Raw genomic sequence first — 13,009 nt, 5'->3', positions numbered from 1 at the left:
GACACAGGATGTCAGGGGGCCGGTCCTAGCGTCTGTGGCATGACGAACAACGACTTCGCGTTCTTCACCGGCACGTACGACGTCGCCAACCGCTGGCGCAAGGACTTCCTCGACCCGACGGAGGGCGACGACCGTTGGGAGGAGTTCCCCGGCATCACCCGCGCCTCCTGCCACTTCGACGGCGCCGCCAGCTTCGACGAGATCGAGTTCCCGACCAAGGGCTTTTCCGGGCTGACCTTGCGGCTGTTCAACCCGGCGACCGCACAGTGGTCGCTGTACTGGGCCAACAAACGCACCGGCACTCTCTACCCACCCGTCACCGGCAGCTTCGGCGCGGACGGCACCGGCGTCTTCCACGGCGACGACGAACACGACGGCCGCAAGGTCAGGGCGCGCTTCATCTGGTCCGGCATCACCACCGACCGCGCCCACTGGGAGCAGGCGTTCTCCCTCGACGACGGGCAGACCTGGATCACCAACTGGCACATGGACTTCACCCGGCGCACGGCGACCGACCGCGTCGTCTAACGGCGGCTGCCACAACCACAAGACCGGACAGCGACCGCAGCGTGCACGCCGCGGGTCGGAGACCTCGTCGTCGAGCGACGACGACAGGCCACGACTCGCAACGCGCCCCTGATGAAACGCGGCTCAGATGTCCCCGCCGACGTCGTTGTCCTGGCCCGGGAGGGTGGTCCGGCGCTCCGTGCCGCCCTGGGACGGCGTCGGCGACTGCTCCCCGGGACGCGGCGAGGCCGGGGTCGGCGGCGGCGTGGGGACGACGACCGGCGGGGGCAGCGGGCGGGTCGGCGGTGGGTCGCTCTCCAACCGGAACAACAGCAGCCACGCCATCACGACCATCATCGTGACGAGCGTGGCCAGCAGCGCCGCGGCCAGGCCGACCGCGCGCCTGGTCGCGGCCGGCGGGGGTGCGGGCGGCCCGGGCGCGGGCAGCGCCGGGTCGCGGTCGCCCAGCCAGTACGGCACGAAGTCCGGCCCGTTCCGGTCGCCGAGCAGCATCCCCGACACCATGACCGGTTCGAGGAAGCGCTCCGCCCCCGCCCCACCCGGCGCGTACGGCACGGCCACCCAGGGAGCCGGCCCGCCGTCCATGGCGAGCACCGTCAGGGCCGCGCGCGACCCGCGCCGCCTTCCGCGCCGTTCGGCCTCGCGGACGGCGGCGACGAACCGGTCCCTGGCCACCGGGTCGAGGGCGGCGCCCCGGGTGAGGAGAGCGACGGAGACGGCGCGGCCGTCGGGGCCCTGCCCGAGGTAGACGAGGCCGGCCGGGCCGGTCAGCAGGCGGGCCTGCAGCACGAATGGCCCCAGGTGGGGCGGGTCGCCGTACTGCAAAGGTGTGGCCATCCAGCTCATGAAAACACACCGAACGGTTCCGGCTTCCGACGCCGGGCACTGTGTGGGCATGGATTCTCCCACCAAGTCACGATTGAATAACGCGCATGACCGTCGCGGATGAGCGCAGTGAACCGGATCGGGACCGGGCGGGGGACGACGACGCTGAGGCGTTGCGGGAGACCCTCGCCGAGGTGAGGCGGGTGATCGTCGGGCAGGACCACATGGTCGAGCGGCTGCTGGTGGCGTTGCTGGCCCGGGGCCACTGCCTGCTGGAGGGCGTCCCCGGGGTCGCCAAGACACTGGCCGCCTCGACGCTGGCCACGGTGGTGGGCGGCACGTTCGCGCGGATCCAGTTCACCCCCGACCTGGTGCCGAGCGACATCGTGGGCACCCGCGTCTACCATCCGGGCAGTGAGCGGTTCGACGTGGAGCTCGGCCCGGTCTTCGTGAACTTCCTGCTCGCCGACGAGATCAACCGCGCCCCGGCGAAGGTGCAGTCGGCCCTGCTGGAGGTGATGGCCGAGCGGCAGGTCACCCTGGCGGGGCGGACGCATCCGCTGCCCCGGCCGTTCGTGGTGCTGGCGACGCAGAACCCGATCGAGTCCGAGGGGGTCTATCCGCTGCCGGAGGTGCAGCGCGACCGGTTCCTGTTCAAGGTGCGGGTGCCGCATCCGAGCGCGCGCGAGGAGCTGGAGATCCTGCAGCGGATGAGCGTGCGGCCGCCGGCGGCCCGGCCGGTGCTCGACCCCGACCGGCTGACGCGGCTGCAGGAGGCGGCGGAGCAGGTCTCCGTCCACCATCTGGTCGCCGACTACGTGGTGCGGCTGGTGATGGCCACCCGCTCCCCCACCGAGTACGGCCTGCGCGACCTGGAGGAGACGATCGAGGTCGGCGTCAGCCCGCGCGCCACGCTGGGGCTGATGGCGGCGGGCCGGGCGCTGGCGCTGCTGCGCGGACGCGACTACCTGCTGCCGGACGACGTGCGGGACGTGGCGATCGACGTGATGGCGCACCGGCTGATGCTCACCTTCGACGCCCTCGCCGACGACGTGGACGCCGAGCATGTAGTGCGGAGCATCCTGGCGACCGTCCCCCCGCCGGTCGTGGTGTGGAACCAGGGCGCCAGGTGATCCACTCATGAGCGCCGCGTCGCCGGAGCTCGCCCTGCGCCGCCTGGAGCTGACCGTGGTCCGGCGGCTGGACGGCCTACTGCACGGCAACCATCAGGGGCTGGTCCCGGGGCCGGGCAGCGAGCTGGGCGACACCCGCGTCTACGTCCCGGGCGAGGACGACGTCCGCCGCATGGACTGGGCGGTCACCGCGCGGACCACCACCCCGCACGTGCGGGACCTGATCGCCGACCGCGAGCTGGAGACGTGGGCCGTGGTGGACCTGTCGGCGAGCATGGACTTCGGCACCGCCGACATGGAGAAGCGCGACCTGGTCGTCTCGGCCGTCGGCGCGATCGGGTTCCTGACCGGCCGGGTCGGCGACCGGTTCGGCGCGTACATCCTGAACGGGGCGGAGATCCGCCGCCACCCGGCGCGCGGCGGGCGGCCCGCCCTGTACGCGCTGCTGCGCCGGCTGGCGGACGCGCCGCGCGGGGCGGGGGCGGTGGACCTGGGCGCCGCGGTGGAGTCGCTGGCCGCGGCCCACCACAAGCGGGGGCTGCGAGTGGTCGTCTCCGACTTCCTGGACGATCCGGACTCCTGGGAGCGACCGATGCGCCGCCTCTCCTCCCGGCACCAGGTGCTGGCCGTCGAGGTGATCGACCCGCGCGAGCTGGAACTGCCCGACGTGGGCCTGGTGGCGCTCCATGATCCGGAAACCGGCCGTACCCGCGAGGTGCACCTGTCGCGCCGGGTCCGCGAGCGGTACGCCGTCGCGGCGGCCATGCAGCGGGAGGCGACCCGGGCCGCGCTGCGCCGCGCCGGGGCGGCGCACCTGGTGCTGCGCACCGACCGGGACTGGGTGGCCGACATCGTCCAGTTCGTGCTGCGGCAACGGCGCACCGCGCATCTGGCCCGGCGCCGCCAGACGGGAGGGCGCTGATGATCTTCCTTTCCGCGGGCTGGCTGTGGCTGTTCGTCCCGGTCGCACTCCTGGGCGGCGGGTACGTCGCGTTGCAGTTCGCCCGCCGCAGGTACGCCGTCCGGTTCACGAACCTGCGGCTGCTGTCGGTGGTCGTCCCGGAGCGGCCGGCCTGGCGGCGGCATGTCCCCGCGGCGGTCTTCCTGGTGATGATGAGCGTCATGGTCCTGGCCGCCGCCCGCCCGGCGGGCGCCGTGCGCGTGCCGCGGGACCGGGCCACCATCATGATCGCGGTGGACGTCTCGCTGTCGATGGAGGCCCGGGACGTCCCGCCGACCCGGCTGGCCGCGGCCCGGCAGGCGGCCCAGCAGTTCGTCGCCGACCTGCCCGAGCGCTTCAACGTGGGGGTGGTGGCCTTCGCGCGGTCGGCGTCCGTGGTCATCTCCCCGACCGCCGACCACACCGCCGTGATCACCGCGATCTCCAACCTGACCACCCGGCCCGGCACCGCGATCGGCGAGGCGGTGTTCGACTCGCTCGACTCGATCCGGTCGTTCGACCAGCGGGCGGTGACCGATCCGCCACCCTCGGCGATCGTGCTGCTGTCCGACGGCGACAACACCTCGGGCCGCTCGGTCAACGAGGCGATCCAGGCCGCCGTGTCCGCCAAGATCCCCGTCTCCACCATCGCGTACGGCACACCGGAGGGGACGGTCACCATCGACAACCGGCCGGTGCAGGTCCCGGTGAACAAGGCCACCCTGCAGTCGCTCGCCGACGGCACCGGCGGGCGGGCGTACGAGGCGCAGTCGGGCAGCGAACTGCGCGACGTCTACGCCCAGATCGGCACCTCGCTCGGATACAAGATCGTGAACCAGGAGATCACCCAGCGGTTCATCCTGGTCGCGCTGCTGCTGGGCGCGGTGGCGGCCGGGGCCGCCATGCTGCTGGGCGCACGGCTCCCCTGACCCGTTGGTAACGTCTCTGGACGTGGCACATTACTTCGAGGAGCGGCCGCGGACGGCCAGCCGGCCGGGCACGGTCACCCTGCTCCTCCCCGACCTGCATCTGCGGCTGGAGACCGACCGCGGGGTGTTCTCCCCCGACCGGATCGACGCGGGGACCCGCGTCCTGCTGGAGAGCGTGCCACCGCCGCCCGCCGAGGGCGACCTGCTCGACCTGGGCTGCGGCTACGGCCCGATCGCGCTGACCATGGCCTCGCGGGCGCCGGGCGCGACCGTGTGGGCGGTGGATGTGAACCGCCGCTCCGTGGAGCTGTGCGCGCGCAACGCCGAGGCCGCCGGCCTTGACAAAGTAAGGTCGGTTCATGTCGACGAGGTGCCCGGCGACGTGCGCTTCCGGGCGATCTGGTCCAACCCGGCCATCCGCATCGGCAAGCAGGCGCTGCACGAGATGCTGACCCGCTGGCTGGACCGGCTCACCCCGGACGGCGTCGCCTACCTGGTCGTCCAGAAGCACCTCGGCTCCGACTCCCTGCAGAACTGGCTGAACGAGCAGGGCTGGCCCACCACCCGGGCCGCCAGCCGGTCCGCCTACCGAATCCTCAAGGTGGAAGCGCGATGAGCACCCCCAACCCGCGCAGGCAGCTCCGTCCGACCGACGTCAAGCGGCTCAACCGCACCTGGCGCCGGGCGACCGGGTCCCGCCTCGCGATGATCCTCGAATCGGTCACCGGCCCGTTCAACATCGGGTCCGTGTTCCGCACGGCCGCCGCGTTCGGCGTGGAGACGATCTGGCTGGCCGGGAACGCGACCCCGCCGACGAACCCCAAGGCGCAGAAGACCGCGCTGGGCACCGACCGGCTGGTCGAGTGGCACGAGCCGGTCCCCGCCGTCGACGCCGTACGCGCGGCGAAGGAGAAGGGGTACCGGGTCGTCGCGGTGGAGCTGACCGGGGACGCCGCGCCGCTGCACGAGGCGAGCCTCGGCGGGGACGTCTGCCTGGTCGTCGGCAGCGAGGACCACGGCTGCTCCCCCGCGCTGCTGGAGGCGGCCGACGCGGTCGTCTACATCCCGCAGGTGGGCCGGGTGGGCTCGCTCAACGTGTCGGTGGCGGCGGCCATCACGCTCGCCGAGGCGCGGCGGCAGGAATGGGTGACAGCGGCCGTTCACCCCTGATCATCGGTTGTTCACCGAGCGCTGGCTGACGGGCTGGGCCTCCAACCGGCATACTCCTGGGCATACTGGAGCTGATCCGAGGAGCCGTGACCAACGAATGACCCGGCGTCGCTTCGCCTTTCTCGACCACCCCGGGCCGCTCGCCTTCGCCCACCGGGGCGGGGCGGCCGAGGGGCGGGAGAACACCATGTCCGCCTTCGCGCGCGCGGTCGAGCTCGGGTACACGTACCTGGAGACCGACGCGCACGCGACGGCCGACGGCGTGCTGCTCGCCTTCCACGACCACACGCTGGACCGGGTCACCGACAGCAAGGGCCGGATCTCCCAGCTCCCCTACCGCGAGGTGCGCAAGGCCCGCATCTGCGGCACGGAGGAGATCCCGCTGCTTGAGGACCTCCTCGGCGCCTGGCCGGACGTCCGGTTCAACATCGACGTGAAGGAGAGCGCGACCATCCTGCCGCTGGCCCGCGCGCTCCGCCGGACCAACGCCTACGACCGGGTCTGCCTGACCTCGTTCTCCGACCTGCGCCTGGCCCAGGCCCGCCGCGCCGTCGGCATCCCGGTGTGCTCCTCGCTCGGGCCGCGCGGGGTGGCCACGCTGCGCGCCGCCGCCATGGGGTCGGGGTACGGCCGGCTGCTCACCTCCCTGGCCCGCGCCGGGGTGCCCTGCGCGCAGGTGCCGATCGGCGTGGGCGGGCTGCGCGTCACCACCCGCTCCTTCATCCGCACCGCGCACGCGCTCGGCATGCAGGTGCACGTCTGGACGGTGGACGACCCGGCGGTGATGCGCCGGCTGCTCGACCTCGGCGTCGACGGGATCATGACCGACAACATCACCGGCCTGCGCGACGTCCTCAAGGCGCGCGGCCAGTGGCATCCCCGCACCTGAAACCCCCGCACCCGACACCCCCGCCCGGCGAGGAGGACGTGTGACCGCCCCCCAGGTCATCGACGAGACCCCGAAGGCACGCCTTCGGGAACAACGCGGCTGGTACTTCTACGACTGGGCCAACTCGGTCTTCTACACCACGATCATCTCGGTCTTCCTCGGGCCGTACCTGATCCCGGTCGCCAAGGCGGCGGCGTGCGGCAAGGACTTCCCCGGGATGCCGGTGGACGCCTGCGTGGCCGACTTCGACCGGCTGGCGACCGGCGAGCTGGGCTTCGTCGACGTGCTGGGCCTCGACATCCGGCCCGCGGCCTACTTCGGGCTCGTCATGACGGTGTCGGTGCTGGTGCAGATCGTCGCCCTGCCCGTGGTGGGCGCGCTCGCCGACCACACCGGCCGCAAGAAGGAGCTGCTCGGCGGCTTCGCGTACGTCGGGGCCCTGGCGACCATGGGTCTGTACTTCGTGGAGGGCGACCGCTACCTGCTCGGCGGCGTGCTGTTCACCGTGGCGAACCTGTCCTACGGCGCGTCGGTCGTGGTCTACGACTCGTTCCTGCCGCAGATCTCCACGCCGGACGAGCGGGACCGCGTCTCCTCACGCGGGTGGGCGATCGGCTACCTCGGCGGCGGCCTGCTCCTCGCGCTCAACCTCGCCCTCTACCTCGGCCGGGACAGCTTCGGCGTCAGCGAGGGCATGGCGGTGCGGATCAGCATGATGTCGGCCGGGATGTGGTGGGCGATCTTCACGGTCGTGCCGCTGCTCGCCCTGCGCAACCGGCCGGTCCCCGCTCACGAGACCACGGCGCTGCGGTCGGTCGGAGGCAGCTTCCGCCAGCTCGGGCGGACCATCGCGGAGCTGCGCCGCTATCCGCGCACGCTGCTGTTCCTGGTCGCCTACCTCGTCTACAACGACGGCGTCCAGACGGTGATCGGGAACTCGGCGGCGTACGCGTCGGAGGCGTTGAAGCTGAGCAAGGACGTGCAGATCAGCGCGATCCTGATGGTGCAGTTCGTGGCGTTCGGCGGCGCGCTCCTGCTCGGCGCCCTCGCCGCCCGGTACGGCACCAAGCGCACCATCCTGGCGAGCCTGGTGCTCTGGACGGCGATCGTGGTCGTGGCGGTCTTCCTGGAGGAGGGCGCGGCGGCGCAGTTCTACGCCATGGGCTTCGGCATCGCCATCGTGCTCGGCGGCACGCAGGCTCTGTCGCGATCGCTGTTCTCGCAGGTGATCCCGCGCGGCAAGGAGGCGGAGTACTTCAGCCTGCTGCAGATCAGCGACAAGGGGTCGGCGTTCCTCGGGTCGCTGACGATCACGCTGGCCCTGCAGTTCTCCAACAGCTACCGGATCGCGATCGTCTCGCTGGTCGTCTTCTTCGTGCTCGGCTTCGGACTGCTGGTCGCGGTCAACGTCCCGCGGGCCATCCGGGAGGCGGGCAACGAGGTGCCGGAGCGCATCTGAGCGATCGCAGGCCGCGAAGGGCGGTTGGATCGGGCTTCCTGTGGGAATCCCCACACGGTATCAAGCGTTGAACGCGGTGGAGACCGACCCCTCTCAGGCGGGGACCTCAGGAGGCATTAAGAATGGGCGAGCGTGCGCTTCGCGGTACCCGGCTCGGCGCGACCAGCTACGAGAACGACCGCAACACTGATCTGGCTCCGCGCCAGGAGGTGTCCTACACCTGCCCCAAGGGCCATCGCACCACCGTGCCGCTTGCCGCCGAAGCCGAGATTCCGGCGAGCTGGGAGTGCCGCCACTGCGGGGCACCCGCTCTCCGGGTGGACGCCGAGCAGCCCCAGCAGAAGAAGGCGAAGCCGCCCAGGACGCACTGGGACATGCTGCTGGAGCGGCGCACGATCGAGGACCTCGAAGAGGTGCTCAACGAGCGCCTGGCGATCCTGCGGGCGCAGCGGCGCAAGAGCGCGTAGGGCACACGTCGGGTAGGAAGACGGATAGACCGACCGATGACGACGGCCCCGGAGGGTTTTCCCTCCGGGGCCGTCGCGCGTTCCGAACCAACGGGGGCCAAGTTCAGCCAACTGGCCCGCAAAACCGCCCGGGGCAATTGCGCACTTCAGGTGGCGTGGTCTGCCACACCGGGCGCCATGAACAGCCGCGCGGATGTCGAACGGCGGCGACTTGGCGGGTGGGTTCAGGAGGTGCCGGCGCGTATGGCGGTCGCGGCCAGGGTGGTGTAGTTCATTGTGAAGCGTCCCCCCAGGGAGTCGATGGCGCTCCCGACCGCGTGCAGTATCTCGGCCAGCTGATCGGGACGGAGTTGGGTGAGGCCGCCTGTGGTGGGGAGCAGGTCCAGCCATTGGTCACGCGTGTACGACTGCTCCCAGTCGAATCGCCACTGTTCGGGATCGTCGAACCGTTCGGTCTCGCGGATCTTGTCGGCGAACTTCGCGTATGCCGCCTGGTAGAGGTCGATCGGACGTCGGGCCGGTTGGCCGTTGAGCGGGGAGTCGGGCGCCGCCCGCCGGTAGGCGGCGGCGAACGGTTCGGCCACCTCGGCAGGCGGCTCGTACACGTGCCCGAAGATCGCCAGCCGTCCCCCCGGACGCAGCACACGCGCCGCCTTGACGATGCCGGCGACCGGATCCACCCAGTGTCACGACTGGGCGGCGATGACCGCGTCGAACGTCCGGCCGGCCGGCTGCCAGGCTTCGAAGGCCGCCACCTCAACCTGCAGGCCACGGGCTCGCGCGAAGTCGGCCATCCGCGCGTCGGGCTCGACGCCGAGTACGGCGCAGCCGGCGGACTGGAACTGGCGGGCGGCGATGCCGGTACCACAGCCGACGTCGAGCACGTCAGGCCCGGGGCTCCCGGCGACAATCCGCGCCACCAACGCATCGGGGTAGCCGGGCCTGACTTGGTCGTAGCGTTGCGCGTCCGCGCCGAACGACTCGGCCATCCGCCGGGCCCTGTGCGGCTCCGCCGGGGACGGCTCTGGTTGCTCCCGCGATATTGTGGGCATGCGCCCACCTTAGTGGGCGCATGCCCACTAGCCAAGGGTCGCCGGCGGGTCGACGCACGGAAGGATCTTGTGAATGCCGACTGGGGTGCACTTTCGTGACGCGCGGCAGCAGCTGTTCGACGCCGCCGAACGCGTGCTTCTGCGGGACGGGCCGAACGGGCTGACCAGCCGGGCCGTCACCGACGAGGCGGGCTGCGCCAAAGGTGTCCTGCACCGGCACTTCCCCGACTTCGACGCCTTCCTCACCGACCTCGTGCTCAACCGGGCCGCGCAGCTCGAGACGCAGACGAGTGCGCTGCGCGCCTCCGCCGGCACCGGCACGGTGGCCGACAACCTCACCAGCGCGCTGACCACCCTGTTCGGACCGATTCCGGTGGCGATCATTCCGCTCATCACCTTCCGGGATGAACTGCGTGCACGACTGCGGCAGGCCAGGCCCGGAGGCGGCATCGCGATCCTCGCCCAGGCCACGACCGCGATCTCCGCTTATCTGGCCGACGAGCGCGAACTGGGCCGCATCGCGGCCGACGCCGACATCGGCTCACTCACCCTGTCTCTGGTCGGCGGCGGGCATCTCCTGTTCGCAGACCGCGACCCCGGCCCGCCGGCCGCCGCAGCCGTCGACAAGTTCGTGACAGCGGTCATCGCCGACGCCGTGCAGCGACGACCGGCCTAAGGAGTGTCTGACAAATGCTGCCCGTCGCGAGCGCGGATCCAGATGGATGCATCGCAAGGCGGAGGAGGAGGCCGTAGCGGAGCCTACGGCCGACGACGACAACGCGGCGAGGCGCCGTCTGGGCCGCGCGCAGCAGGGCTTGATTTGTCAGACACGACCCAGGGACCCGCCGCCACCGCTGACCAGCCTCCAGATCAGCCTTCATCGCCGCAGGCCGGAGGCGGAAAGTTTGCATTTCCGCGCCAGGGTCACTCCCAGGTGACGGTGAGCTGGTTGCGCTGCCCGAACCGTTCGAGGTGGCGGCCCAGCACGTCCTGAACGGCGCCCAGCGACTCCTCGTCGTCGGCGGTGGCGCGCATGACGAGGCGGTCGGCCTCCGGGGTCAGCAGGCCCTCGCCGCGCCCGGGGAAGGTCAGCCGGTAGCCGCCGTCGGACAGCTCCTCGGCCTGGATCTTGCGTCCCAGATGCGCGGCGAGCTGCTTGGCGTAACGGGGGGCGGCGTCGGTGGCGACGTAGGCGATGGAGCTGGGCACGCGGATCCTCCTGCGTCAAACGGTCATCGATGAACACATAGCGGTCTTCGCCAGACTATCCGCTTCTCCGGCACGCTTGAATGTTCAATCATCGCTAGGCTGGGGTCATGTCCGGGACGCGATGGTTGAGCGACGAGGAGCAGCGGATCTGGCGGGCCTACCTGGCCAGCACGCGGCTGCTCCAGGAGGCCCTCGAGCGGCAGCTCCAGCGCGACTCGGGCATGCCGCACGCGTACTACATGATCCTCGCCATGCTGTCGGAGGCGCCGGGCCGGGAGATGACGATGACCCGGCTCGCCTGCGTCACCGGGTTCTCCGCCAGCCGGCTCTCCCACGCCATGGCCCGTCTGGAGGAGAAGGGCTGGGTGCGCCGGGTCAAGCACGAGCGCGACCGGCGCACGACCATGGCCGAGCTGACCTGTGAGGGGTTCGCGGTCCTGGAGGCGACCGCGCCCGGCCACGTCGAGGAGGTGCGCCGCCGCCTGTTCGACCCGCTCACCCCCGAGCAGGCCCAGGGGTTCCGCGACGTCCTGGCCGCCCTCATGGACGCGTACGCGCGCGAGGGGGACGACACGGGCACCGAGGACCCGCCCCTCACTCCGTGGGCGCCTGGATGCCCTCCAGGACCATGCTGAGGTAGCGCCGGGCGATCTCGTCGGCGGGCAGCCGGCCGCCGGGGCGGTACCAGCTCGCCGCCACCCACACGGTGTCGCGCAGGAACCGGTACACCAGCGGCACGTCCAGGTCCGGCCGGAACGCGTTCTCCTTGATCCCCCGGTCGAGCAGCTCACCCCACATGCGCTCGAACCGGTCCCAGGACTCGCGCAGGTAGACGAAGCGCTCCCCCTCCGACAGGTGCCGCGACTCGTTCTGGTAGATCACCACGGCGGCCCGGTGCCGGTCGATCGCGCGGAAGGACTCCACGACGAGGCGCTCCATCGTCTCGCGCGCCCCCAGACCCGCGGCGAGCACCTCGTCGTAGCGGGCCCACAGGTCGTCGAGGAACGTGGAGAGGATCTCGTCGACGATCGACTCCTTGGAGTCGAAGTGGTAGTAGAGGCTGCCCCCGAGGATGCCCGCCGCGTCCGCGATCTCCCTGACGGTGGTGGCGGCGTACCCTCGCGAGGCGAACACCTCGGCCGCGGTGGCGAGCAGCTCCGCGCGCCTGCCCGCCCGCGCGTTCGCGGCGCCCTCGTCGTCCCGCCGTCGTGGACTCATCTGTGCCGGCTCCCTGGATGCTCGAAGACGGGGCCGGTCCGCCCCGTCACGTGTATGGCACTAGTCTCCCGTCTCCCGCCGGTCTCCCGGCCTAGGCCCTACGTCCGATGGCGGACGCGGGTGGCGCTGATCTACAACGGATGGCACGGGCCGCTCGGCCCGCGAGACATCGGACGAATCGGGGAGACACCCATGCGCGCCATCCGCCTGCACACCTTCGGACCCGCGGAGAACCTCCGCTACGAGGAAGCCCCGGACCCCGCGCCGGCCGCCGGCCAGGTGCGGATCGCCGTACGGGCGGCCGGGGTGCACCTGGTCGACACCGTGCTTCGCGCCGGGAACTACGGCGGCGGCCCCATCCCCGTCCCGGAGCTGCCCACGATCCCCGGGCGCGAGGTCGCCGGGGTGGTCGACGCCGTCGGCGAGGGCGCCGACCCCGGCTGGCTGGGCAAGCGCGTCGTCACCCACCTGGGCATGGCGCCCGGCGGTTACGCCGAGCTGGCCGTACGGGACGCCGCAGCGGTGCACGAGCTCCCGGACGGGCTGGGGTACGAGGCTGCGGTCGCCATGATCGGGACCGGCCGCACCACCATGGGCATCCTGGACGTGGCCGCCATCACCTCCGACGACGTCGCGCTGGTGACCGCCGCGGCGGGCGGTATCGGCAACCTGCTCGTGCAGGCGGCGCTCGCCGCCGGGGCCACCGTGGTCGGACTGGCAGGCGGCCCGGAGAAGGTCGCGCGGGTCCGCGCGCTGGGCGCCGCGCACGCCGTGGACTACACCCAGCCGGACTGGCCGCAGGCGGTGCGCGACGCGCTCGGCGACCGCCCGGTGACGGTGGGGCTGGACGGCGTCGGCGGCGCGCTGGGGCGCGGCGTGCTGGAGCTGCTGGGCATCGGCGGCCGGCTGGTCCTGTTCGGCTGGGCCGACGCCGCGAGCGGGCCGACCGAGGTCACCACCGGGGACCTGTACGCGCGGGGCCTGACGGCGACGGTCGCGGTCGGCCCTCGGGTGCTGAACCGGCCCGGGGGCCTGCGCGGCCTGGAGGAGCGGGCGCTGGCCGCGGCGGCGGACGGCGCGCTGGTCCCCCTGACGCAGGCGTTCGCGCTCAAGGACGCCGCGGCCGCGCACGCCGCGCTGGAGAGCCGGGCCACGACGGGCAAGGTCGTCCTCGTGCCCTGACCGGCTCC

17 protein-coding genes are annotated in these 13,009 nt (G+C 72.0%); 12 read left to right on the top strand and 5 right to left on the bottom strand.

The genetic code is table 11. The features are described from left to right. Window positions 1–39 precede the first annotated feature (39 nt). Window positions 40–528, top strand: coding sequence for a hypothetical protein (locus tag ACQP1V_RS20255; protein ID WP_433425272.1), 489 nt, complete (start codon window positions 40–42; stop codon window positions 526–528). Window positions 529–651: 123 nt separating this feature from the next. Here the strand turns inward: ACQP1V_RS20255 and ACQP1V_RS20250 are convergent, their stop codons facing one another. Beyond that, window positions 652–1,365 carry a hypothetical protein gene (locus tag ACQP1V_RS20250; protein WP_433425270.1) on the bottom strand — a complete coding sequence of 238 codons (714 nt, stop codon included), beginning with the start codon at window positions 1,363–1,365 and terminating at the stop codon, window positions 652–654. Window positions 1,366–1,460: 95 nt separating this feature from the next. On the opposite strand from ACQP1V_RS20250, the gene ACQP1V_RS20245 reads away from it, so the two are divergent. The 8 genes from ACQP1V_RS20245 to ACQP1V_RS20210 all read left to right on the top strand — a co-directional run bounded on the left by ACQP1V_RS20245 (window position 1,461) and on the right by ACQP1V_RS20210 (window position 8,340). After that, window positions 1,461–2,486 carry an AAA family ATPase gene (locus ACQP1V_RS20245; protein WP_433425268.1) on the top strand — a complete coding sequence of 342 codons (1,026 nt, stop codon included), beginning with the start codon at window positions 1,461–1,463 and terminating at the stop codon, window positions 2,484–2,486. 7 nt (window positions 2,487–2,493) lie between these two features. Next, complete coding sequence (locus ACQP1V_RS20240) at window positions 2,494–3,408, top strand: DUF58 domain-containing protein (protein ID WP_387417647.1); 915 nt, start codon at window positions 2,494–2,496, stop codon at window positions 3,406–3,408. After that, entirely contained in the window at window positions 3,408–4,355 is a 948-nt protein-coding gene (locus ACQP1V_RS20235) for a VWA domain-containing protein (protein WP_433425266.1), read from the top strand. Before ACQP1V_RS20240 ends, ACQP1V_RS20235 begins: the two co-directional genes overlap by 1 nt. Before the next feature lie 22 nt (window positions 4,356–4,377). Beyond that, window positions 4,378–4,971, top strand: a complete 594-nt coding sequence (locus ACQP1V_RS20230; RefSeq protein ID WP_067126700.1) for a class I SAM-dependent methyltransferase — start codon at window positions 4,378–4,380, stop codon at window positions 4,969–4,971. Next, window positions 4,968–5,525, top strand: a complete 558-nt coding sequence (locus ACQP1V_RS20225) for a TrmH family RNA methyltransferase (RefSeq protein WP_067126698.1) — start codon at window positions 4,968–4,970, stop codon at window positions 5,523–5,525. Before ACQP1V_RS20230 ends, ACQP1V_RS20225 begins: the two co-directional genes overlap by 4 nt. 97 nt (window positions 5,526–5,622) lie before the next feature. Further along, window positions 5,623–6,414: a glycerophosphodiester phosphodiesterase gene (locus ACQP1V_RS20220; protein WP_433425264.1), complete on the top strand. Its 792-nt coding sequence runs from the start codon at window positions 5,623–5,625 to the stop codon at window positions 6,412–6,414. Between the two features lie 40 nt (window positions 6,415–6,454). After that, a complete protein-coding gene (locus ACQP1V_RS20215; RefSeq protein WP_387417643.1) occupies window positions 6,455–7,873 on the top strand; it encodes an MFS transporter in 1,419 nt (472 codons plus the stop codon). Window positions 7,874–7,995: 122 nt separating this feature from the next. After that, entirely contained in the window at window positions 7,996–8,340 is a 345-nt protein-coding gene (locus ACQP1V_RS20210; RefSeq protein WP_432859648.1) for an RNA polymerase-binding protein RbpA, read from the top strand. A 224-nt stretch (window positions 8,341–8,564) separates the two neighbouring features. Here ACQP1V_RS20210 and ACQP1V_RS20205 read toward each other — a convergent pair whose 3' ends face one another. Together ACQP1V_RS20205 and ACQP1V_RS20200 are read right to left on the bottom strand one after the other, a co-directional pair. Then, complete coding sequence (locus tag ACQP1V_RS20205; RefSeq protein WP_433425262.1) at window positions 8,565–9,020, bottom strand: hypothetical protein; 456 nt, start codon at window positions 9,018–9,020, stop codon at window positions 8,565–8,567. Window positions 9,021–9,026: 6 nt separating this feature from the next. After that, window positions 9,027–9,392 (bottom strand): class I SAM-dependent DNA methyltransferase, encoded by a 366-nt coding sequence (locus ACQP1V_RS20200; protein WP_433425260.1) that lies wholly within the window; start codon window positions 9,390–9,392, stop codon window positions 9,027–9,029. 73 nt (window positions 9,393–9,465) lie between these two features. Here ACQP1V_RS20200 and ACQP1V_RS20195 point away from each other — a divergent pair, with 73 nt between their 5' ends. Further along, a complete protein-coding gene (locus ACQP1V_RS20195) occupies window positions 9,466–10,068 on the top strand; it encodes a TetR/AcrR family transcriptional regulator (protein ID WP_433425258.1) in 603 nt (200 codons plus the stop codon). A 248-nt stretch (window positions 10,069–10,316) separates the two neighbouring features. Here ACQP1V_RS20195 and ACQP1V_RS20190 read toward each other — a convergent pair whose 3' ends face one another. Next, the gene (locus ACQP1V_RS20190; RefSeq protein WP_067126686.1) at window positions 10,317–10,601 is read right to left on the bottom strand and encodes a DUF2218 domain-containing protein; all 285 of its coding nucleotides are present in this window, start codon (window positions 10,599–10,601) and stop codon (window positions 10,317–10,319) included. A 107-nt stretch (window positions 10,602–10,708) separates the two neighbouring features. Between ACQP1V_RS20190 and ACQP1V_RS20185 the strand changes: the two genes are divergently transcribed. Then, on the top strand, window positions 10,709–11,236 hold the full coding sequence (locus tag ACQP1V_RS20185; protein ID WP_433425256.1) for a MarR family winged helix-turn-helix transcriptional regulator: 528 nt from the start codon (window positions 10,709–10,711) through the stop codon (window positions 11,234–11,236). Here the strand turns inward: ACQP1V_RS20185 and ACQP1V_RS20180 are convergent. Continuing rightward, window positions 11,196–11,819 carry a TetR/AcrR family transcriptional regulator gene (locus ACQP1V_RS20180; RefSeq protein ID WP_387417640.1) on the bottom strand — a complete coding sequence of 208 codons (624 nt, stop codon included), beginning with the start codon at window positions 11,817–11,819 and terminating at the stop codon, window positions 11,196–11,198. The genes ACQP1V_RS20185 and ACQP1V_RS20180 overlap by 41 nt on opposite strands. A gap of 192 nt (window positions 11,820–12,011) precedes the next feature. On the opposite strand from ACQP1V_RS20180, the gene ACQP1V_RS20175 reads away from it, so the two are divergent. Further along, window positions 12,012–13,001, top strand: a complete 990-nt coding sequence (locus tag ACQP1V_RS20175; RefSeq protein ID WP_433425254.1) for a zinc-binding dehydrogenase — start codon at window positions 12,012–12,014, stop codon at window positions 12,999–13,001. The last annotated feature ends 8 nt before the right edge of the window (window positions 13,002–13,009 follow it).

Source organism: Microtetraspora malaysiensis (genome assembly GCF_050947145.1).
GTDB lineage: Bacteria > Actinomycetota > Actinomycetes > Streptosporangiales > Streptosporangiaceae > Microtetraspora_A > Microtetraspora_A malaysiensis.
This window is presented reverse-complemented; position numbering and strand designations above follow the sequence as displayed.